This is a genomic window from Cytobacillus sp. BC1816 (assembly GCF_051353635.1).
Taxonomy (GTDB): Bacteria; Bacillota; Bacilli; order Bacillales; family Cytobacillaceae; genus Cytobacillus; species Cytobacillus oceanisediminis_C.
The window spans coordinates 2,190,099-2,211,876 of the sequence record NZ_CP195611.1 but is presented as its reverse complement, the minus strand read 5'-3'; the positions used below and the strand labels follow the sequence as shown (position 1 = coordinate 2,211,876).

Genomic DNA, 21,778 nt, shown 5'->3' with positions numbered 1-21,778 from the left:
CAGGTACTTATATACAATCGGTAATAAATAAAACAGCCTGACCATGTGGCCAGGCTGTTTTTGTATGGGTCTGTCGATTATAGTTTAGTTACGTTAGCTGCTTGAGGTCCGCGTGCACCTTCAACAACTTCGAAAGATACTTCTTGGCCTTCTTCTAAAGATTTGAAACCTTCAGATTGGATAGCAGAGTAATGTACGAATACGTCGTTTCCGTCTTCACCTTCGATGAATCCGAAACCTTTTTCAGCATTGAACCATTTTACTTTACCGTTTTTCATGAAAAAAATCCTCCTATTGGCTAGAAAAAGCCATGTGTAAATTCACCATATACACGCTTATAACTTTACATTCATTACTCATCCAGACCATTGCCTAACGGTTGAAAAAGCAGCTAGCAAAATATAACACGATGCATAACGGCTGATTCAAATTTAGCACTTATAGGAAGGAATGTCAACTATACCACCCGTTTACAGGAGTAATTTTCAAACTATTCCGCCTTCTTTACCTTCCAATATGTGTAAATCTATCATGTTAATATATACCATTTTAGAGACAAGCAGACAAACAAATTATATGATGCATTCATAAAATATAGAAAACAGGATCAGGAGGTGAGTGGATTGAACTTACTGGATTTTTTAAACCAGAATTATTACATGCTGGTCCCGGCCCTATGGGTAATTGGGTATGCATTGAAACAAACACCAAAAATTCCTGATTGGTCTATCATATGGATTCTTGTAATTATTTCTGTTTCCGCAGGCAGCCTTGCATTTGGCTTTTCTTTTGAAGGGCTCCTTAACGGAATCGTTGCAGCAGGCGTTGCGGTGCTCGGGCATCAAATGATGAAACAGACTATAGAAGGTGCATACAGCAATAAAAGAAATAGGTGATATCAAAAAAGGTTCATCCCAATTGGGATGAACCTTTTATTTACTCTATTATTTTAAGCCCGCCAGGACATTTACAATATCTTCTCCAGTCATTTCCTGTGCTTTGCAAAACTGTATACATGATTCGATGCCCAGTAATCATAAAGCCTGGCAAGATCATTTCGGTCATATACTTTATTGGCAAACGTGCTAAAAAAATAAACGATCAGGACATTTACGACATTTGCCGGCAGCTGTTTTCTGTTTGCAAGCGTGCCCAAAGTTATTTTTTCCAATCCTCTAATATTACCGCCTGTTAAGTATTCAACCATCTCAAGCGGGGAAGAAGTTTCACACTTTTGCACAAAATCAGGGTCATTTAATAAATTTAACATAGGTCTCTCCCCTCTATAACTTCTATTTATACACATTTGGAGGAGATCAATAAACCCTTTTGGGTATTTTGTATCGAAAATGATATAAATAGCTGAGATTTGTTAAATAAATGTCACTTGCTCTTAGGTTAACCGCGAATGAACCCTCCCTCGGAATGAATCACCTGTCCTGTTATCCACTTTGACTCTTCACTTGCCAGAAATGCTGCAAGATTGGCTGAGTCTTCAGGCTGGCCGATTCTGCCGGCTGGAAATTTAGGCAAAAGGTGACTTCTAATGCTTTCATCCATCCATGTAGAATCAGTGGGACCAGGGTTAATCGCATTGACGGTTATTCCTAAATGAGCAATTTCTGCTGACAGAGATCTGGTAAATGCCGTGATGGCTGCTTTAGTAGAAGCATAGGCCAATTCACCGGGCATTGGTCCCAGTTCTTGTCCGGAAGTCATATTAATGATTCGTCCGTAAGGCAAATTCCAATCCGGAAATCTTTTGGCGAATTCTGTGCATAGAAGAAATACGGCTCTCATATTAACCGCATAGTGTGCGTCCAGTGTTTTTGCATTAAGTTCCAGATATCCATCTCTTGTTGAATGAGCTGCATTATTAACAAGTATCATCGGCTTTCCAACTGTCAAAGCAGCAGATTCAAGCACCTTTTCTGCTGATTGAACATCCGATAAGTCTGCTTCAAGACCTTTGCATGCAACCCCGATTTCCGATATCTCCTTGCTGAATACTTTTTCCCAATGGGGCTCGGCATCCCAATAAGTAAAGAATATGTTAAAATTTCGGATAGCCAGCTTTCGGCAAATAGCAGCACCTATGCCTTTATGGCTGCTGACACCTGTAACAATAACGGTCTTATTCTGTTGATTCATTCAGCTTTCCCTCCAATTTGGGCCTGCTGCGACTAGCCAGGAGATAAAGATTCCAATAAAAAAGCAGATACACAACAAGGTATCTGCCAGCTTATGGTTTGAGATTCCACAGCAAGGCATTCCTCGTTTTCATCATTTTTAAAAATAGAGAGGCCTTTGCAACATAATGAGAAAGCTGCCCTATTTTAGCTTAAAATGATTACAAGTTCTGCCACATTATAGAATCTCAATTCCCCTTCCGTATATCTCCTAATTTGAGCATATCTGCAAGAACGGGAAAAAGCAACAAAATTTTTCAGATTGCTCTGTTAGTTTACGTCAGCATTCATCCAGACATTAAAAGAGAACGATTACGTTATTTTGTTTCCCTGTGCAGGGTGTGTTTTTTTAGCTTTGGAGAGTATTTCATTAATTCAATTCTATCAGGATTATTTCTTTTATTTTTAGTTGTAATATAGTTGCGATCCCCTGTTTCAGTGCATGCCAAAGTAATTTTCACTCTCATATGATTTCCTCCATTATAGCAGAATTAAAAGCTGGCAGCCTGTCAGCCAGCATGCTCCAATCTGAACTCATTTCTTTGTCGGTTAGTAAACACCTATCCAGACTTAATGCAATTTCTTCTTGTTTCATATCCATGCCAATGAAAACAAGCTCTGTCATTCTGTCTCCAAATTCCTTATCCCATTTATCAAGCAGTTCTGATTCATTTTTTAACATTTCGTTTATTTCCACTTCTGGAAGAGCTGCTATCCATTCCCCAGCACCTTGCAGTGTTATGGATGACCCTGCCTGAGACAGGAGCCCAGCCATGTCATTTCGGGAAGCCAGCCAGAAAAAGCCTTTGGCTCTCACAATATCTGCAGGGAAATCCTCTAGCCATTGCATGAATCTTTCTGGATGGAACGGCCTTTTCCTTCTATATACAAAGGATGAAATTCCATATTCTTCAGTTTCCGGCGTATGTTCCTCATTAAGCTCCTTAATCCAGCCTGCTCCCTGGCTCGCCGTTTCAAAATCAAAAAGGCTAGTATTAAGGATCTCTTCCGGTTCAATCCCTGAATTTACGGCTTTAATAATTTTCGCTTCAGGATTTAACTTTTCTAATACAGCCTTAAGTTCATCAGCCCTTTCCGGATCAACCAAATCCATTTTGTTCAGCACCAGGACATTCGCAAATTCTATTTGGTCAATTAATAGGTCAACAACTTCCCTGACGTCACTTTCATCTGTGCCCTGTTTGCGGTCCAGAAGAGTTTCTCCGGATGCAAAGTCATGCCAAAAACGATTTGCATCTACAACTGTAACCATGGTGTCAAGCCTGCACCTTCTTGAAAGATTAATTCCTAAACTTTCATCGATATAAGTAAAAGTCTGGGCAACCGGAATAGGTTCTGATATTCCTGAGGATTCAATCAGGATATAGTCAATATCCCCATCTTTAACCAGCCTTTCGACTTCTATCATTAAGTCTTCTCTCAGAGTACAGCAGATGCAGCCGTTTTGAAGCTCTACCAGTTTTTCATCAGCCCTGGAAAAACCACCTTTTTTTACCATGGATGCGTCTATATTGATTTCACTCATATCATTTACAATCACTGCAATTTTCTGATTGCTGCGATTATGTAAAATGTGGTTGAGCAGAGTGGTCTTTCCTGCTCCTAAATAGCCGCTCAGTACGATGACGGGTATCTTCTGTGTCATGATTTTCTCCTTTTCAATATAAATAGTACTCATTCCGATTTACAGCAGATTAGTGCCCACTAATCCGATTAGATATAGTGCTGGCTCGAAAATATTGGCTGGTTTTTATCAAATCGTAATCGTTACGTTTTAAATCATATTAAAATTTTCTATCGATTGCAAGGATAAACATTATATTTTTTTATCCTCCAATTCTCCTATCCTTTCAAAATGCTCATAATCCCATTTACAATCTCATAAAATTAATATAGAGTATAAAACGAAATCATTACGATTTTAAAATGCAGGAGGATACTATGAATCGAGTTTTTCGCAGCCATATTATTGATATAACGGGCATAATTTTGATAGCCATTCTGGTATATTTAATATCTTTCAGCTCTGGCTTAGGGGTATCTTTTGATATTCCCCCTTCTCTGTTAAATTTGAATGTTATCTTTATCAGCATCCTGATAGAAGCATTGCCATTTGTCCTGATAGGTGTGCTGATTGCAGGGTTTATCCAAATTTTCATTACAGAAGATCATATAAAAAGGTGGATTCCGAAAAATAGAACAGCTGCTGTTGTAATGAGCTGTGTGGCGGGCGCCCTTTTTCCAGCGTGTGAATGCGGAATTGTCCCTATCATACGCCGTCTTATGTCCAAGGGTGTTCCAGTATATGCAGCGATTGGTTTTATGCTGACTGGGCCCTTGATTAATCCCATCGTCATTGCTTCTACATACATGGCTTTTGGAAACGATTTTGAAATAGCGGGCTTACGAATGGGAATGGGATTTCTAATTGCCATTATAGTTGCCTTTAGTGTGAGCATCTTCTTTAAGTCCGGGCAATTGAAGAAAACTCTCCATTTACCCCATAGCAGTGAAAACAATCGTTCTTTCCTGGATCGGATTTGGTCGATGCTGACTCATTCAATCGATGAATTTTTTGATATGGCCAAATATTTAATAATTGGTGCTTTATTAGCTTCCATTGTACAAGTCTATATGCCGGCAAAAACATTTTTGCAAAATGCTGATAATCCGGTAGTATCTTTGCTAATCATGATGGGCTTTGCTTATATTTTGTCACTATGCTCAGAGGCCGACGCTTTTATTGGTGCCTCATTCAGCAGCATATTTCCTAAGTCTTCCGTACTCGGATTCCTCATCTTTGGTCCAATGATCGATTTTAAAAATACTATCATGATGCTTAGTGTGTTTCGGATGAAGTTTGTTCTTGGGGTATTAGCGCTGACTGCTTCCGTTGTCTTTTTCACGCTGCTTCTTGTACAGAATTTCATTTAGGAGGATTGCTATGAAAATCCATTTTCAGCAGGCATTAAGGGCGCTTATTCTATTGGCTTTTTGCGGACTGATTTTTCAGCTTCATTATACAGGTGATATAACCAAATATATTAATCCGAAGTATGTCCGCTTAAGTCAATCCGCTTCCATACTTTTTTTATTTTTATTTTTTATTCAGATTACCAGGATTTGGACTTCCACAAAAGAAGAAGTGGATCACGAACATCATCACGGCGAGGATTGCTGCCACCATGACGATCATAACTGTTCTCATCATCATGACCATGGTGATACACCGTTTACAGGTAAAAAGCTGCTGTCCTATTCCATTATATTATTTCCGCTATTAACAGGATTCTTATTGCCTGCAAAGACTCTTGATGCTTCAATTGCTGAAAAGAAAGGCGGGCTGGCCATACTTGGTAATCAAAAAAAAGAGGTGAATACGTCGGCAGGTTCTGAGCAATCAGACTTTGACCTTGAAGACTATTCTTTTGAAGAAGAGCTGGGAGAAGCCGAGGAACTGGAGCATGACCTATCTGTAAATGAAGAAGTAGAGGAAATATCCAATGAAGAATTTGGGCAATTAAAAAAGGACCTGTATTCGTCTCCTGCTATTAAGATGGATGATAAAGTTTTTAGCTTGTATTATGAGGAAATCGGTAAGGATATTGATAAATTCATTGGCAGGGAAATTGAATTTCAGGGATTTATATATAAAGAAGAAGGACTTGCTTCCAATCAGCTTGTCATTTCCAGGTTTTTGATTACGCATTGTGTAGCAGATGCAAGTATGATTGGCTTTCTTTCAGAAATGGAGGAAGCTCCGAAACTCTATGATAATATGTGGGTCAAGGTTAGCGGAGTAATAGACAAGGCAGTCTATAATGGAACAGAGCTTCCTTTGATTAAAATTAAGGATTGGAAAGAAATTGAGGAGCCGTTTATTCCATATCTGTATCCATTAACCATTAAAATCTTATAGTGTAAAGTAAAAGGGACTCAGGCTGAGTCCCTTTTATAATTTAAATCTCGACACAACTTCCTGCAATTCTTCAGCAAGCTTTGCAAGTGACCCGGCTGATGATGATACTTCTTCCATTGTGGCAAGCTGTTCCTCTGTTGCTGCAGAAGTTTCCTGTGAAGCTGCTGCATTTTTTTCTGAAATATCCTGCACATTTGTCATGACATCAATGATCTGGCTGGTTAAGGCCGTCAGTTCCTCAACTGAGGATGAAACTTCCTCGACTTTATATGTTACATCGCCCATTGAATGGGCAATTTCGGCAAAAGCCGCACTTGCTTCCATCGTATCTTCAAGGCCCTCTTTCACCTGTTCATTCCCTTTCTCCATTGCCTGAACGGCCTGCTTTGTTTCTTCCTGAACAAGACCAATCATTTGCTGGATCTGAACAGCAGATTGTTTGGAACCCTCTGCCAGTTTGCGGACTTCATCGGCTACAACCGAAAATCCCCTGCCATGCTCACCAGCCCTTGCAGCTTCAATGGCTGCATTGAGTGCAAGCAAATTGGTCTGCTCGGCGATAGTGGTAATCAGCTCCACGATATTGCTGATTTCTTTTGATCGGGATTCGAGCGTATAAATATACTGTGTGGCATCACCTACTGAAGTATTTATTTCATTCATCTGCCTTACAACATTTCCGACCGATTTAGTGCCTTTTTTAGTTAAATAATCAGTTTTTTCTGCTGCTTCAAGCATCAGCTCGCTGCTTGAAGAAATCTGCTGCATTCCGGAAGCAATCTCCTCCATTGAAGAAGATACCTCTCTAAAACGGTAAAGCTGCTGTTCGGTGCCAAGGGCATTTTTTTGTGAAATAGCTGCAACCTGTTCAGAAGCCAATGAACTTTCCTCTGCACTCGCAGCCAGTTCCTCACTGCTTGATGCAACTTGTTCTGAAGTGTTTCTTACCTGGCTGACAACAGATCTTAAATCTTTTACCATCTTATTTAAAGATAAAATAAACGCTCCTATTTCATCCCTGTTTTTTACTTTAATGGAGCTCTGGCTTAAATCCCCTCCAGCCACCTTGTCTATCGTAGCTGCAGCCAGATTTATCGGCCTTGAGATCATTCTGCTTATAAAATATGCGATCGCCATCGCAGCCAGAATGGCTGCAATCGTAATGATAAAAGTAATGACCTGAGCAGATTTTACGCTGGATACTGTTTCATTTATCCCAGCATCTAATTGGGTTTCATAAAATTTTACAAGTTCATCCGCTTTTTTGTTAAAATCCTGGCTGACCTGTTTATCGGAGGTTTCAACTAATGACATGTATGCATTATTATCTTCCAGCTTAAACTTAATTTCTTTATCAATAATGCTCTGGTAGCGATCATGGAGCACTTTCAGCTCTTTCGCCAACACCTTTTCTTCATTATTGGCGGTTAATTTATTCAGTTCATTAATATGATGTTCCATTCTCTTGCGGGAACTTTCATAGTCACTGAGATATGTAGAGTCGCCTGTCAGGAGATAGCCTCGGATTCCCCCTGCTTCATTCATAAGCTCTGCCTTCAGTGTTTTTACAAGCATCACCTCAGAGACATTTTCATCTAGTAAGCTTTGATAATTTCTGTTAACGTTACCTAGTTCATAATTCGATAAACCGGCAACAAGACCAAATAATAAAAGAACAGACAAAAACCCGAGGAACAGTTTTTTTGCCACAGATAATTTCATGACTTTTCCTCTTTTCCGGATAAAATAGGATATTCTACTTATAATTTAACATGAACACACCTGGTAAGTCAGGTTCTTTTTTCCTATCAGCTCATATATTTACAGAAAATTCTCTTCCTTTCGCAATTATTTGCACAAAAAACAAAGAAAATGCCGCTAATCCGGCTGGCAGATTAGCGGCGACTATGCAGACCAAAGATCCTTAGGGAGGAGATCTTCTATATTATTGTATTAAGAGGGACTGAAAAGGTGTGGACAAACCCCTCCGCTTTTTGCTTATTTTTTCAGCAAGTTATTCAGCGCTTTTCCAATTGTTTTTAAAACAGGTCAGACACCTATACTGCTTTCTTCAGTAATCCTTCATATTTTTTTGCCGTTCTGATTTCGATAGTTAAAACACCATTTCCAAAGTTTGCTTTCACAAGAAGTGGGATGCCCGTAGTATTTTCAAATCTGAAGTCTTTGCCTCCATAGGACACGGTTGCATCCCTGCCCTTAGGGACATAGCCCACCGTCACGGAATGGTGGTGTTTTTCGACATAGCTGACCCTGACTTTATCGACGGCATTGAAAAGTGTGGAGGATGTTTGGCAAATTCCGCCGCCAATGCCCATCACGAGCTTGCCATTAATGGCTTCTTCGGCAGGCTGATATCCATGAGCTTCATCACTGGGACCCACGGTTGTATTAAAAGAAAAATGATCTCCGACACCTAGAATAATATTATTGATGGCTTCTGCAGAGAGTTCAATATTTTTTGTCCTGCCTGCCACGCTGCTATTAAAATGGGTCGTATATGACGCAACGACCACTTCACCCAGGTAGGGTACATCTGCAGGGTCATATCCGCTTTCAGATACATAGAGCGGCAATTCGACATCACCTCCGCTTACAGACGTATCAATAATCCTCTGCACCAATTCACTTTCTTCAAGGATAATTTCAGGCTGCCCCTTTATAATTTTCCCATCAGGACCTAATTTATCAAGTGTCATTCTTTGATCATACCCTTGCTTTGCATCCGTGCCCCGCGCTATTTCTTTAGCCCACTGGGCCAGTTCAGCTTTATATTCTCCATCATCTCCAAAGCCCATTTCAGCAGGGCTGAAGGTTTTAAGAACTGCTTTTGTATTGGGATCGATCACATTGACCACAACCGGTTTTACTTCTTCCTCTTTGGCCTGCTCCTCTTCCTTCGTCTCCTTTATGGCCTTTTCTTCATCTTTTTTAGCCTTTTCTTCCGCTGTCTTTTGCTTCGGCTCATTATCGCCGGCAGCTTTCCCTGAACACCCGGCTAATCCTATGAAACAGACAATCAACAAAAGTGATATTCCCCATTTTCGCCTACTCATTTTTTCCCCCAGCTTTTTAAATATTAGCTTCCTCTCTCTATTTAGGAAGCTGTTTCCATTTTCTAATTGTATTCACCGGCGAAATGAGGTATTCCTGCCTTGATGCAAGTTAAGTTGTACCTTTTTGCCTATTTTATAGTCCTCCGCAGCCAGACGGATTTTCCCGTTCTTTTTCAACAGAATTAACTTCACTTTTTGAAACAGATTCTAAACCATAGCCTGTTGAACTGATTTCAAGCACTTCTTCAGCCGCTTCACCTGTTGATTTTCCATTTTTATCTTTTTCCCATTTCAAACTAAAACCTCCCTCTTTCTTACTAACCTTTTATCCCATGAAGCCATTCACTATAACATTCTTTGCAGAGTATTTCTTCCCGTTCATTATCTGCCATATCAAACGAAATCAAATGCATTTGTTTGTCCGTGATCTCACTCGTACAATAAAAACACGTTTCTTTCATGAATGATCCTCCCTATTTGAAAGTGTTTTTATTTTGGGATCAGCGGTGATTATTTATTAGTGAAATGTGCCAGGCACCATTTTATGAGAAGTTTGGTGCTGCAGGATTTTCGGTTTTAGGAGATTTTTTTGCCTTATCTTCAAAAATCGGGCTTGATGCAGGCTTTGTGATAAGGGAGATTCCAACTAATGATAAGGTGGAGATGATCATAGCAATCGCCCCTGTATCAAGTGCCGGAACATAAATTCCTTTTACTTTCAGAATGTATAGACCAAGGCTGGAAATGAACCCTAAAGCAGATGAACAAATAGCAGCAGTCTTCGTAGCGCGCTTCCACAATAGGCCGATGCTTAATACAGGCAGCAATGATGCTGAGAAGATTCCCCATGAAGCATTGCCCAGCCAGCCAACGAGATCGGGGGGATTTAGGGAAAGCAGGAATGTGACAGCAATAATCACAAGAGTGAACCATCTGGATAGCGCCAATTCCTTTTTCTCAGGCAATTTTTCACCTTTCTTAATGATCTGCTGGTAGATGTCCCTTACAATCGAAGAACTCGCGACGAGAAGAAATGCTTCGCTGGTTGACATGATCGCTGCCATAACAGCAGCAAATATGATCCCTGCCACAACAGGCGGGAAAAAGTTTTCAATAAACATCGGCGCCACCATATCAGGAGTTGCCGGAGCTGCCATTTCTCCGCGATTTACCATTACTCTTGTATAAAGGCCAACAAACCACAATAAAGCTGTTATCGCGTAAGTGGAGGCCGCAATAATACAAGCCCACTTTAGCATGGAAACTTTTCTGATCATGTAGAATTTGGTTACAACATGCGGCTGACCCTGATGGCCGATTACATAAATAAAGAAATAAGAAATAAATGCAAAAATTCCGATTGGTCCTGTAGTATGGAACGCCTGCACCATATCAGGATTAATAGATGTCAGCTCAGCATTCATTTGGGACATGCCGCCAACCATTCTCATCCCGCCTATAAAAACAACTAAAGCGCCCGCAATCATGACAATCATTTGAATAAAGTCTGTCCAGACTGCACTGATCATTCCTCCGCCAACTACATAAACCGTTAATATGGCCACTCCTATAAATAAAGCAAGCTTATAATCAACCCCCAATACGGTTTCAAGCATATTGCCCAATGCCTTATATTGAGCCATCTGATAGCCAATTGCCCCGCCAAGGATGGCTAGTGCAGTAATGGCCCGCACAGTTTTGCTGTTATAGCGGATTTCCAATAAATCCGGAATGGTCAGAGCGCCAAATTTGTGTGTAATTCTCCTCATCGGCTTGGCTAATATCAAGAAGCTTACAAAGATCCCGGCAGTCGCAAAAATACCGATCATAAAAATGGCATAGCCATGCTCATATACCAGTCCCGTCAGTCCAATAAAACCGTATCCGGACATGGTTGTGGAAGAGACAGCCAAAGCGACCAGCCACGGGCCAAATCTCCTGCCCCCGGTATAGAAGGTGTCCATGTCTTTTTGGTGTCTCATGGACAATAACCCGATAACGAGTATGACAAGGAGATAGATAATTCCGATGGCCAATATCATAAAGCATCCTCCTCTTCCCCTGAATTTTTAAATGCCAATATTCCCCATATACCTGCAGCTGCCAATGACATCGGCCAAAAACCAAATAACATAAAAGTCATTAATGGCGATAATCCAAACATACCAATTCCTCCTATTCTTTTAACTACTGATCAGTAAATTTAGGATCCCTTTTTTGAATAAAAGCCCCGACACCTTCTTTAACATCCTTAGTTTGAAATACATGTCCAAAATATTCAGCCTCGGTCATTAGTGCATTCTCAAGTTTTTGCTCATAACCTTTATCGATTGATCGTTTGGCAAAAGTAAGTGCAGGCAAAGAATGAGCATTGATTGATTCCGCAAGATCCAGAGCCATTTCAAGCGACTTTCCTTTTTGGGCAATTCGGTTAATTAACCCTATCCTCCAGGCCTCCTGTGCAGATAACGGCTCACCAGTAAAGATCATCTCTTTGGCTTTTGATTTACCAACAAGACGTGAAAGCCGCTGAGTTCCTCCCGCACCTGGAAATAAGCCAAGCTTAATTTCAGGCAGCCCAATTTCTATGTGCTCCTCTGCTATCCGGATGTCACAACTTAAAGCCAATTCACAACCGCCCCCTAAAGCAAACCCATTGATGGCTGCAATTGTTGGCTGCGGCAGCCTTTCAAGTTTATTTAAGGGTTCCTGCAGCCAAAGAGACTTTTCTTTGGCCAATTCAATCCCTTTTCCCATCCAATCCGGAAAGCCTTTAATGTCCCCGCCGGCGACAAAAGCCCTTTCTCCAGCCCCAGTTATGACAACAGTCTTAATTTTGGAATTGCTTTCAATTTCATCTGCTGTAAGTGACAATAACTCAATTACTTCAGCACTCAGAACATTTAATGGCGGATTAGCAATCTTAATAATGGCAATATTACTTAGAACTGACCAGGAAACAGCTTTTGTTTTTTCCAAATCTGTCCCTCCTTCATGAGCTATATTGATCTCTGAGCATGAACTTTTGAACTTTACCGGAGGGGGTGCGAGGCAGTTTTTCTGTAAAGATGACTTTCCTCGGTTTTTTGTAGCTAGCGAGATATTTTTTGCAGTGGTCGATGACCTCTTCTTCTGTAAGGGTACAGTCTTCCTTTCTGACTATGACTGCACAAACAGCTTCAATATATTTCGGATCTGGGACACCGATAATGGATACTTCTTTCACTCCCTCTAGCCGGTACAGAACATCCTCAATTTCTGCAGCGTACACATTTTCTCCACCGCTTCGGATCATATCTTTTTTCCTTCCGGCAATGGATAAATATCCTTCCTCATCCATCACTCCTAAATCACCTGTTCTGCACCATCCACCAGTAAATGTCTCTTTGGTGGCTTCTGGCTTTCGCCAATAGCCAGCTGACACTGCAGGGCTTTTGATCATAATCTCTCCAATTTCCCCTGGAGGAAGAGGCATCCTATTTTGATCAATAATCTGGATTTCAGTCAATGGCAATGGCCTCCCTACTGTCTCACCTTTTTTACAGGCATCTTCTGGATCCAGACAGACCGCAATCGGCGTTCCTTCTGTAAGACCATAAACCTGAACCACTCCGATATGAGGAAAATTCTCTTTTAATTTTTCAAGAGCCCAAGGCATTAAAGGGTCTCCGCCTGTATAAATAGTTTTTAAACGCGTAAATTTAAAATCGGATAATGAAGACATGTTAAGCATTTCATAAATCATAAACGGAAAGAGAAAACAGTCAGTGACAGATTCCATTTCAATCACTTCCAGTATCCTGCTTATTTCAAAGCCTTTGCTGCCAGTAATCACTACAGTACCGCCCATCATTAAAATAGGAAGCGCAATATCTTCCATTGCTCCCACATGATAGAGCGGCCCTGTTGTCATTCCAATTTCCTTCCCATTAAAATTCCATTTAAGCGCCTGCATAGCAGAAAACCAATAAGTGGTTTCGTGTGTCCAGATAGCTCCTTTGGGTCTTCCCGTAGTCCCAGATGTGTACATTAGCATTACGGGATCGCTTAACCGTATGGAATCTGTATTGATTTCATCTCCGGCTGCCCCCTTCAGTAAATTCCAGCTTTGAGCCCATGCAGGCATTGATTCATCCCTATCCGCTAGGCAAATATACCTTTCCACTCCTACTTGTTTGCGAATGTCTTCAAGCTGAGAAGTAAACTTTGAATGAAAACATAGTATTTTTGTACCAGAATCATTTAAGGCATACTCAAATTCATTGCTGGTTAGCCGGAAGTTCAGACGGACAGCAATAGCCCCGATTTTCGCAGCTGCAAAATACAGCGCGAAATATTCAAGACAGTTATAAAGCAGTATACCTACACGGTCGCCTTTTTTGACACCAAGTTCCTTAAGCTTATTTGCATAAGAGTTTGATGTGCGATGAAGGCAGTCGTATGTCCATTCCCTGCCTGTTTCTTCTTTAATTGCTACTTTGATAGAATCTTCACAATTGAAATTAAGTGCCATTCTCCGTGTAAAATGTCCGAGATCCAAGAAATCCTCCTCCTTTAGTTATGTAAGCGTATACATTTTATATAAAGACCTTTCTTCTAAAAACCTATTGCAAGTATTGTGCCAGTTTAAAAATACTTGAGATAATAGTTTTCAGGCTAGTTACACAGATTATTTTTCTGATTTATCAGAAAAATAATTTCCTATGCTTGTATTCAACTATGTAATGTTAATAGGAAGAAAGCAAAAATCCGGGATTTCGGATTGTATTCCGAGTTCCCGGATTTTTGGCATTATGAGGTAATGTTATATTTTTTTATTTTATCGTAAATAGTAGAATTGCCTATTCCCAATGATTCGGCCGCTTTATTTTTGTCCTGGCTGTATTTTTTTAAGGCTGTTTCGATTGCATTCTTTTCCGTTTCTTCCAGTAGAAGTTTTAAATTTTTAATTACTGATTTATTTTCCCCTCCTTTTAAGTAATCAGGAAGTTCTTCCAATCCAATTGTTTCGCTATCCGTTAAATGGACACTTGCTTCCAGGACATTCTCTAATTCACGGATATTCCCCGGCCAGTCATATTGTTTAATCAGTGCGGCTGCTTCTGAACTTGTTCCTGTCACCCTTTTGCCTATCCGTTTTGTTGCTTTCCTTAAAAAGTGTTCAGTCAGGAGCGGCAAATCCGATCTTCTCGATCTTAAAGGCGGTATAAATAACTGAACTGCATTAATCCTGTAGAACAAGTCTTCCCGGAATAAATGATCATGGATCATTTTTTCAAGCGGACGATTTGTTGCGGCAATAACACGCACATTTACTTTTTTAGGCTGGAGGGCTCCTATAGGCTCAAATTCCTTTTCCTGGAGAACCCGTAAAAGTTTTACCTGCATATGCAAAGGCATGTCCCCTACTTCGTCAAGAAAAATGGTTCCCCCATCAGCTAAATGGAATTTTCCTATCTTCCCGCCTTTTCTTGCGCCTGTGAATGCACCATCCTCATAACCGAACAGCTCAGATTCCAATAAATGCTCAGGTATGGAACCGCAATTTACTTTCACAAAAGGTTTGTCGCTTCTTTCACTCAGCTGATGGATGCTTTGTGCCAGGATCTCCTTTCCTGTACCGCTCTCACCCCTCAATAGTATGGAAATATCACCTCTTGCAATGCGCCTAACCCTATCCTTCAGATCTATAACCTCCTCTGTTTCCCCTATCAAATCATGAAGAGAATATCTTAATCCATTTGATTCATTCCACTCGCTTCTATAATAATTAAGCTCGGATAATACCCCTTTTATATGACTGTTCAATTTCTTCCATTCATCCAAATCACGAAAAATAATCGTCCCGACTGCTCCAATAATTTGATTATTTTCGATAATTGGAATACGGTTGGCGATAACAAAATCACCCTGCAGAAATTGCAGATCAGCAAAATCCTGCTTTCCTGTTTGTGCAACCAGGTGCATTTTGGTATTTTCAATTACCTCTGTGGCATGTCTGCCAATTACTTCGTCTCTATGAACACCGAGAAAATCACAATAATTATTGCTCATATACTGGATGATTCCTTCAGTGTCCACAATCACAATCCCATAATATGTGCTTTCAAAAATTAAGTCCAGCAAATGATTATTTATGAAAAGTGCAGTATTTTTCATAATAAATCTCCTTTATATGTACTCATTAGGAATAGTTTAGCATAAAAGGAGAACTAAAGGCTGAAAATTCTAATAATTAAAAAATCGGATTGTTATTATGATCTTTTTAATCCCTACTTGACTAATCGGATAAATATGAATTAAAATAAAACTAACAAAAGGGAGGGTTCATTACATGCCATTAAACAGAGAAACATTAATCAGCAAATTATTATCTCTATCTAAATTCAAGCATAATCATAGCTTGTTTAATTTAAGTGATCGAAAGCTGGAAGCTCTGTATCTGGATCATATTCTTTTTTCACCTCACCCTCACAGCGGACATCAATCAATCAAATTAGTTGGAAAAAATAGATAATAAGAAAGCCTGCTAGTGCTCAGAATGCATTGCAGGCTTTTTCATTTATAACTATAAAAAAAGAGGGAATCTTATGATTCCCCCTCTGCTAACTAACTGTTTGCCAATTTAGGCGCCATATTCTCCTGCTTTGGCTCCTCAACGGAGTCTTCCATTGGTGTTGCACGTTTAATGAAGAAGGCCAGAACCAGTGCAGCTGCAGCGATAAAGGTTGCGACGAAGAAAGCATCGTTGATTCCCTCAAGCATGGCTTTCATTAAAACTTGCTGCTGCATTTCCGCCACAGCGGCTTCGGTCATCTGGCCGCCATTAGCCATAGCCCCGCCTTTCATCGCTTCTTTCGCTATTTCCGCAGCATGTGTTTCCGTTCTTGTTGACATAACTGTTACCAATAAGGCTGTACCAATGGCTCCTGCCACCTGGTTCAGCGTGTTGTTCATTGCTGTTCCATGAGGATAAAGTCTTCTTGGCAGCTGGTTCAAGCCATTCGTAGAAACTGGCATCATGACCATAGACATCCCGAACATTCTGATTGAGTTCAGAATAATCAGCTGTGTATAAGTTGTTTCCAGAGTCAGCCTGCTGAATACATAAGTAGTTCCCACTGTAATGGCTAACCCAATGATCGCCAGTATCCGACCGCCGATTTTATCGAACAGCTTTCCGGTTAATGGCGACATCACGGCCATAACAATGGCACCTGGAAGCATCATCAATCCTGCATCCAGCGGTGAAATTCCCCTTAATGTCTGAACATAAATCGGAATCAGAATCATCCCGGAGAACAGCGCCATATTTACCGTCATGCTGATGGCTGATGACAAGGCAAACATCGGGTACTTATATACGCCAAAGTTGAGCATTGGACGATCAGATTTCGATTGTTTTAGGATAAACCATACTAAACTGATGACACCTACAGCAATTGTCAAATACACATGAGGGCTATCCCAGCCTTTGTTCCCTGCAGAACTGAATCCATAAAGTATTCCGCCAAACCCTACACTTGATAGAATTAGGGAAAACAGATCCAGACGAATATTCACCTTTTCCTTTTTGTCTTTCAGCATGACGGCGCCAAGCACTAGTATGACACCGGCAATCGGTGAAAGGAAGTGGAATAGCATTCTCCAATCATAATGTTCAATAATCCAACCGGAAAGAGTTGGCCCAATAGCAGGGGCAAACATTAAGATCAGGCCAAATACACCCATGGCTGCTCCGCGTTTTTCCACCGGGAAACTGATCAGCATAACATTCATTAATAAAGGCATCATGATAGCCGATCCTGATGCCTGCAGCATTCTGCCTGCCAGCAATACCGGGAATGCATGAGCAACACCCGCTACAAGAGTACCAATTGTAAATAGCCCCATTGCCACAATAAATAACCTGCGGACTGTATATTTTTCAATTAAAAAGGCAGTAGCCGGGATCAAAATACCATTTACCAGCATAAAGCCAGTAGTCAGCCACTGCACGGTTGCCGCTTCAATTTCTAAATCTGCCATAATAGATGGCAAGGCAATATTTAATAATGTATTATTCAAAAAGGCGATAAATGCCCCAATCATCAAAACAGCCAGAATCCCATAGGGCGGTCGGTCTGTTTTATTATTTATTGCTTGTTCCATTACATTTCCTCCTGTACTATCAGTTCATTCTTTTATACTTGCGTTACACACAAACCATATAATATACCATGAGTACAATTTTTGCAACAAAAAAATCCTTGTTAAATAGAGGGTTTGTGAAAAATCTTAGAATGATGTACTATTAATTTATACACACAGTTCAAATAAAATGACAGGTGATAATAAATGAATGACAGGAAACTGCAAGTAATAAAAAAAGCACATCAATTATTCCTGGATAAAGGTTTTCAAGCTACCTCCATTCAGGATATTTTAGAATACAGCGGGATCTCTAAAGGAACCTTCTATAATTATTTTTCCTCAAAAAATGAGCTGCTTATGTCTATTTTTAAAACATTGCATAAAAAAATGGAAGATGAACGGAATAAGCTCCTTATTGGCCAGGACCCAAGCAGCTTAGAAGTATTCACACAGCAGATAGAATTACAAATGAATATGAATCGGACGAATAAATTGGTTGCCCTTTTTGAAGAAGTACTTGTTTCAAATGACCCTGAACTCAAGCAGTTCATTAAGGAAGGCCAGCTGAGAATGGTGGATTGGATTTTCAACAGGTTTATTGAAATTTTTGGTGAAGACAGGAAACCCTATTTGCTGGACTGCGCCGTGATGTTCCTTGGAATCCTCCATCATAACGTAAAATACTATACAAAATTCTTTGAGTTCTCTTCAAGCATTAATCCTGTGGTCCGTTATAGTGTAGAAAGAATCAGGAAGGTGGTAGAAGAGGTCAGTTCTGCCGATGAATACCTGCTGAAGCCTGAACTGATTGAAAACAGATTTAAGCAGACAGATCATAGAAATGTGCATATTCTCTGCAAATCCATTTTGACTTTAAAAAAGTCCATAAAGCAGGAAGGTCAGAACAATTGCATGGATCTACTGGACTTTATTCAGGAAGAAATGGTCCATTCGAAAAAGCCAAGAAAATTTCTCGTTGATAGCGCACTGAATACTTTGCGCAGCTGCATTTCCTTTTTGGATGCTAATGAGTTTGACAACCTAGAAATTCTTGTTTCTGCCTGTTTTAAACAGCCTGAAGAAGAACCCGTTTAATTAACAAGGCCTTCCTCCTTTTATAGGGAGGCTTTTTTCAGCTATTCCCCGTCTATTCATTCATAATCCTTCCAAAAACGGTAACACTAACACATAATGCCGAAACAAACTGGTGATTTGTGTATGAAAAAAGAGTTAAAAAAGAAGAAAAGTATATCCGAGATTGAATTTGACGAGCTGGAAAGGTCCTTTTCACGATCTCATGATTTTCAAAAAGTAAAATATAGCAATAGACAAACAGGCCTCTGCTTTTCTTTTATTTATTTCAAAACACTGACTGACCAAAAAATGATCACCAAGAATTTGCTCCCTCAGCTTCTTCAGGGTGAGTTCAACAAGATCGATGATTTGAAAAAGCTTTTGCCATCGGCAAGCATACAAATTTGTGAGGATCTTTCAAAAGCAGAACATTTGCTTTTGAATGGATATGTGATGGTAACAGTAGAAGCCGAAAAACAAAAAGCAGCTTTTATGGCTGCTAAATGTTCATATGTAAGAGAGCTGACGCATCCGGAAGTCGAGCAAACCGTTATTGGACCGAAAGAAGCCTTTGTCGAGTCTTTAGGCAATAATTTGAATTTAATCCGCAAACGGCTGCCCATCTCTGAACTGATCATTGAGGAATATATAATCGGAAGCATATCCAGAACAGTGGTGGCCGTTCTCTATATTGAGGGAATCACGAGTACAGATTATGTAAGCATGGTTAAAGAAAGAATCGAAAATATCGATTTTGATGAAATCACTGACAGTTCTTATATTGGACAGCTCATTTCAGATAATAAGAACTCTCCTTTCCCTCAGCTTCTGGATACAGAAAGACCGGACAGGGCTGCCGCTGTCCTTGCTGAAGGAAAAATCGTGATCGCCATAGATGGGTCACCGCATGTGCTGATTACCCCTACAACGTTTTCAGAATTCTTCAGCTCCTTTGAAGATTATTTTTTAAATTGGACTATCGCTTCTTTTGCAAGAATATTGCGGGCCTTTTCTGTTATTTTTTCCATACAGATCACGTCCATTTATGTTGCAACACTTACTTATCACATGGAGCTCATCCCCACGGATTTGTTAGGTACACTTGTGACTTCAAGACAGCATATTCCTCTGCCGCCTTTCTATGAAGCTTTAATGCTTGAACTGGTAATTGAGCTCTTAAGAGAAGCTGGAGCCAGATTGCCCACCAAAATCGGACAGACAATCGGTATCGTAGGAGGGATTGTCATTGGGACTGCTTCTGTGCAGGCAGGGCTGACAAGTAATGTCCTGTTAATCATTATTGCATTGGCAGCTCTTGCCTCTTTTACAACACCTGTTTACAAAATGAATAATACGATTCGATTTCTAAGATTTCCGTTTTTATTTTTTGCCAATTTATGGGGTTTTGTAGGTGTTTTATTCTGTTCCTGCATCTTGTTGACACATATGATCAGGCTTACCTCTCTCGGAAGGCCGTTTTTGGAGCCGTTTTACCCGCCAAGATACCGGGATTTGAAAGATTCATTTCTCAGATTTCCGTTTCAGCCTTTAAGGCCGTTGTATTTAAGAACGCAAAATCCGCATCGGTTTCAACCCCAGCCAAAATCAAAAGTTAAGAGAGACATTGATGAATAACAGCCTGGCTCCATGCGCCATGCTGTTATTCTGTTTTCTTTGATTTGTCTTCCCAAGGTTCAAAGGAAAATGGAATCCCGATCATTTTCGCCGTCATCTCATCATAGGACACAAGATCTTTCTTGGACAATTCTTTTAAAGTCTTTTTCCCCATGGCTCGCAAAGCCATTTTGATTTCCTCCGTGCTCGCGGTTAAAAACTTTTCTGCAGATTTTGTCCCATCTTCGATTTTAAAGGTATCCTTAAATTTACCTTCGTTCCAGACAGCTTGTGTTGGCGGTTCAAAAGGCAGTGAATTCAAAGTTTGCTTATGGGAGACAGTAAACAGCATAACAGATCCAAGGTAGACAGCATCCGCACCAAGCGCGAGGACTTTTAAAAAATGACCTGGTGTGAAGAGGCCGCCTGATACAATTAAGCTGATTTCCCCCTTCTTTTTGCGTTTTTCAAGGTGATTGGATGCTCGGATGAGAGCATGTAAAGTTGGAATTCCAAAATCGTCTGCCAATAAAGGCGGCGCACCGACAGATGCTCCCTGTCCCCCATCAACTGCTATAAAATCAACGCCCATTTCGATTAAATGGTCAATGTCTTCTTCTATTTTTCCTCCTGCCCCTATTTTTGCACCAATTGGAACACCTCCGGTTATACTGCGGAGTTCATCCACCAGTTCCTTTAAATCCTTCAATGTCTGTTTTTCAAAAAAGTGTTCCATTATATGGGCAGTTTCATTTTCCTTCAGCCCCATTACTTCCCTTGCACGGCCGGTTAAATTTTCAGGAGATATGTTTCCTCCCATCCCCATTACAGCTCCCTGCCCCAGCTTAATTTCAATCATGTCGGCACGTTTGATGGTTTTTTCTTCCTTCCCCCACTCGGTTTTGGAGAACTGAAGGATATACTTTCCTGCACTTTCAAGCTCTTCGGGAAGGATTCCTCCTTCACCGGAATTGATGGCGGTACCTGTATTCTTGGCAGCTGTTGCCAGCGCAATTTTCACTTGCTCACTCAATGCGATTCCATAGGCCATTCCGCTGATCATCAGGGGGATTTTGATTTTCATTGGTTTTTTCGCTTTTGGCCCGATTGTCACCTTCACATCAACATCTTCATCCCCGTCAATAGCAAAGGGAGAAGTCTGTGCAGGAATAAAAGTAATTTCATCAAAATGAGGCCATTTTTTCGAAGAGCCAAATGGGCGGTGCAGGACATCACCCGTTTCTGCACGCAGGTTATTTTCCAGTGCATTTTGAATGCCCATATGCTTGAAACCAGGGATCAGCTCTATGAGATTTTCCTGGTAGCTGTCTGTCATAATTATCTTCCCTGCCTGCTTAACGAGCCGCTTCATAATCCAGCGCCAGCCGATCAGGATTAAAACAAAAAAGATAAATAATATAAAAATCATAGCTAGAGTTGCAATCAACAATATATTTGTCATACGTTTTCTCCAAAAGATCTTTTAGCATCCATTATTTCCATTGACAGGGAATTTAACCTATGACATCTCGGTTTTTGGAATAAACATGAAGCAGGAAGTAAATTCTATGAAAAATATATTAAAATGAGGTGAAGTGATGGACAAACGCGAGCATATTCAGCAGGATAGTATGGATGAACAGAATCAAGTTAAAGGAAGTCTTCTTGAATCTATGATGGAGCCTATGGACCAGATTTCCAAGATTCCTCCTGAAAAGACAGACCGGAGAACCAGTGATGAAGAGATTAATTAA

23 protein-coding genes are annotated in these 21,778 nt (G+C 40.4%); 7 read left to right on the top strand and 16 right to left on the bottom strand.

Going from position 1 to position 21,778, the window contains the following annotated elements; all coding sequences use genetic code 11:
• Positions 1–77: 77 nt before the first annotated feature.
• Positions 78–278, bottom strand: coding sequence for a cold-shock protein (locus ACR42H_RS11385; RefSeq protein WP_009334826.1), 201 nt, complete (start codon positions 276–278; stop codon positions 78–80).
• Positions 279–614: 336 nt separating this feature from the next.
• Here ACR42H_RS11385 and ACR42H_RS11380 point away from each other — a divergent pair, with 336 nt between their 5' ends.
• Positions 615–896 carry a phage holin family protein gene (locus ACR42H_RS11380; protein WP_436376217.1) on the top strand — a complete coding sequence of 94 codons (282 nt, stop codon included), beginning with the start codon at positions 615–617 and terminating at the stop codon, positions 894–896.
• 89 nt (positions 897–985) lie between these two features.
• On the opposite strand, the gene ACR42H_RS11375 is transcribed toward ACR42H_RS11380, so the two are convergent.
• The 4 genes from ACR42H_RS11375 to ACR42H_RS11360 all read right to left on the bottom strand — a co-directional run bounded on the left by ACR42H_RS11375 (position 986) and on the right by ACR42H_RS11360 (position 3,855).
• Positions 986–1,270, bottom strand: a complete 285-nt coding sequence (locus ACR42H_RS11375) for a hypothetical protein (protein ID WP_436376215.1) — start codon at positions 1,268–1,270, stop codon at positions 986–988.
• Between the two features lie 128 nt (positions 1,271–1,398).
• Positions 1,399–2,151 (bottom strand): SDR family oxidoreductase, encoded by a 753-nt coding sequence (locus ACR42H_RS11370; RefSeq protein ID WP_436376213.1) that lies wholly within the window; start codon positions 2,149–2,151, stop codon positions 1,399–1,401.
• Between the two features lie 355 nt (positions 2,152–2,506).
• The gene (rpmG, locus tag ACR42H_RS11365; protein ID WP_113883922.1) at positions 2,507–2,656 is read right to left on the bottom strand and encodes a 50S ribosomal protein L33; all 150 of its coding nucleotides are present in this window, start codon (positions 2,654–2,656) and stop codon (positions 2,507–2,509) included.
• On the bottom strand, positions 2,653–3,855 hold the full coding sequence (locus ACR42H_RS11360; RefSeq protein ID WP_436376902.1) for a GTP-binding protein: 1,203 nt from the start codon (positions 3,853–3,855) through the stop codon (positions 2,653–2,655). The genes rpmG and ACR42H_RS11360 overlap by 4 nt, the downstream gene beginning before the upstream one ends.
• A gap of 296 nt (positions 3,856–4,151) precedes the next feature.
• Here ACR42H_RS11360 and ACR42H_RS11355 point away from each other — a divergent pair, with 296 nt between their 5' ends.
• A complete protein-coding gene (locus ACR42H_RS11355; protein WP_436376211.1) occupies positions 4,152–5,144 on the top strand; it encodes a permease in 993 nt (330 codons plus the stop codon).
• Positions 5,145–5,154: 10 nt separating this feature from the next.
• On the top strand, positions 5,155–6,129 hold the full coding sequence (locus tag ACR42H_RS11350) for a TIGR03943 family putative permease subunit (protein ID WP_436376209.1): 975 nt from the start codon (positions 5,155–5,157) through the stop codon (positions 6,127–6,129).
• A 33-nt stretch (positions 6,130–6,162) separates the two neighbouring features.
• Here the strand turns inward: ACR42H_RS11350 and ACR42H_RS11345 are convergent, their stop codons facing one another.
• From ACR42H_RS11345 to ACR42H_RS11305, 9 genes are all read right to left on the bottom strand, one after another.
• Positions 6,163–7,851: a methyl-accepting chemotaxis protein gene (locus ACR42H_RS11345; RefSeq protein ID WP_436376208.1), complete on the bottom strand. Its 1,689-nt coding sequence runs from the start codon at positions 7,849–7,851 to the stop codon at positions 6,163–6,165.
• Between the two features lie 335 nt (positions 7,852–8,186).
• Positions 8,187–9,203 (bottom strand): VanW family protein, encoded by a 1,017-nt coding sequence (locus ACR42H_RS11340; RefSeq protein ID WP_436376206.1) that lies wholly within the window; start codon positions 9,201–9,203, stop codon positions 8,187–8,189.
• 133 nt (positions 9,204–9,336) lie between these two features.
• Positions 9,337–9,498, bottom strand: coding sequence for a hypothetical protein (locus ACR42H_RS11335; protein ID WP_436376204.1), 162 nt, complete (start codon positions 9,496–9,498; stop codon positions 9,337–9,339).
• Between the two features lie 22 nt (positions 9,499–9,520).
• Positions 9,521–9,664, bottom strand: a complete 144-nt coding sequence (locus ACR42H_RS11330) for a hypothetical protein (RefSeq protein ID WP_436376202.1) — start codon at positions 9,662–9,664, stop codon at positions 9,521–9,523.
• Positions 9,665–9,745: 81 nt separating this feature from the next.
• Positions 9,746–11,245 (bottom strand): sodium/proline symporter, encoded by a 1,500-nt coding sequence (locus ACR42H_RS11325; protein ID WP_436376200.1) that lies wholly within the window; start codon positions 11,243–11,245, stop codon positions 9,746–9,748.
• Positions 11,242–11,367, bottom strand: coding sequence for a hypothetical protein (locus tag ACR42H_RS11320; RefSeq protein WP_436376199.1), 126 nt, complete (start codon positions 11,365–11,367; stop codon positions 11,242–11,244). Before ACR42H_RS11320 ends, ACR42H_RS11325 begins: the two co-directional genes overlap by 4 nt.
• 23 nt (positions 11,368–11,390) lie before the next feature.
• Positions 11,391–12,182, bottom strand: coding sequence for an enoyl-CoA hydratase (locus ACR42H_RS11315; protein WP_436376197.1), 792 nt, complete (start codon positions 12,180–12,182; stop codon positions 11,391–11,393).
• Positions 12,183–12,195: 13 nt separating this feature from the next.
• On the bottom strand, positions 12,196–13,743 hold the full coding sequence (locus ACR42H_RS11310; protein ID WP_436376195.1) for a class I adenylate-forming enzyme family protein: 1,548 nt from the start codon (positions 13,741–13,743) through the stop codon (positions 12,196–12,198).
• A 251-nt stretch (positions 13,744–13,994) separates the two neighbouring features.
• Positions 13,995–15,362, bottom strand: a complete 1,368-nt coding sequence (locus ACR42H_RS11305; RefSeq protein WP_436376193.1) for a sigma-54 interaction domain-containing protein — start codon at positions 15,360–15,362, stop codon at positions 13,995–13,997.
• A 175-nt stretch (positions 15,363–15,537) separates the two neighbouring features.
• Here ACR42H_RS11305 and ACR42H_RS11300 point away from each other — a divergent pair, with 175 nt between their 5' ends.
• On the top strand, positions 15,538–15,720 hold the full coding sequence (locus ACR42H_RS11300) for a hypothetical protein (RefSeq protein WP_113883963.1): 183 nt from the start codon (positions 15,538–15,540) through the stop codon (positions 15,718–15,720).
• 92 nt (positions 15,721–15,812) lie between these two features.
• On the opposite strand, the gene ACR42H_RS11295 is transcribed toward ACR42H_RS11300, so the two are convergent.
• Entirely contained in the window at positions 15,813–17,354 is a 1,542-nt protein-coding gene (locus ACR42H_RS11295) for a DHA2 family efflux MFS transporter permease subunit (RefSeq protein WP_113883964.1), read from the bottom strand.
• Positions 17,355–17,540: 186 nt separating this feature from the next.
• Between ACR42H_RS11295 and ACR42H_RS11290 the strand changes: the two genes are divergently transcribed.
• Positions 17,541–18,431 (top strand): TetR/AcrR family transcriptional regulator, encoded by an 891-nt coding sequence (locus ACR42H_RS11290; RefSeq protein WP_436376191.1) that lies wholly within the window; start codon positions 17,541–17,543, stop codon positions 18,429–18,431.
• A gap of 123 nt (positions 18,432–18,554) precedes the next feature.
• On the top strand, positions 18,555–20,045 hold the full coding sequence (locus ACR42H_RS11285; RefSeq protein ID WP_436376189.1) for a spore germination protein: 1,491 nt from the start codon (positions 18,555–18,557) through the stop codon (positions 20,043–20,045).
• Between the two features lie 25 nt (positions 20,046–20,070).
• On the opposite strand, the gene ACR42H_RS11280 is transcribed toward ACR42H_RS11285, so the two are convergent.
• Entirely contained in the window at positions 20,071–21,486 is a 1,416-nt protein-coding gene (locus ACR42H_RS11280) for an FMN-binding glutamate synthase family protein (protein ID WP_436376187.1), read from the bottom strand.
• A 136-nt stretch (positions 21,487–21,622) separates the two neighbouring features.
• Between ACR42H_RS11280 and ACR42H_RS11275 the strand changes: the two genes are divergently transcribed.
• Positions 21,623–21,778: a hypothetical protein gene (locus tag ACR42H_RS11275; RefSeq protein ID WP_436376185.1), complete on the top strand. Its 156-nt coding sequence runs from the start codon at positions 21,623–21,625 to the stop codon at positions 21,776–21,778.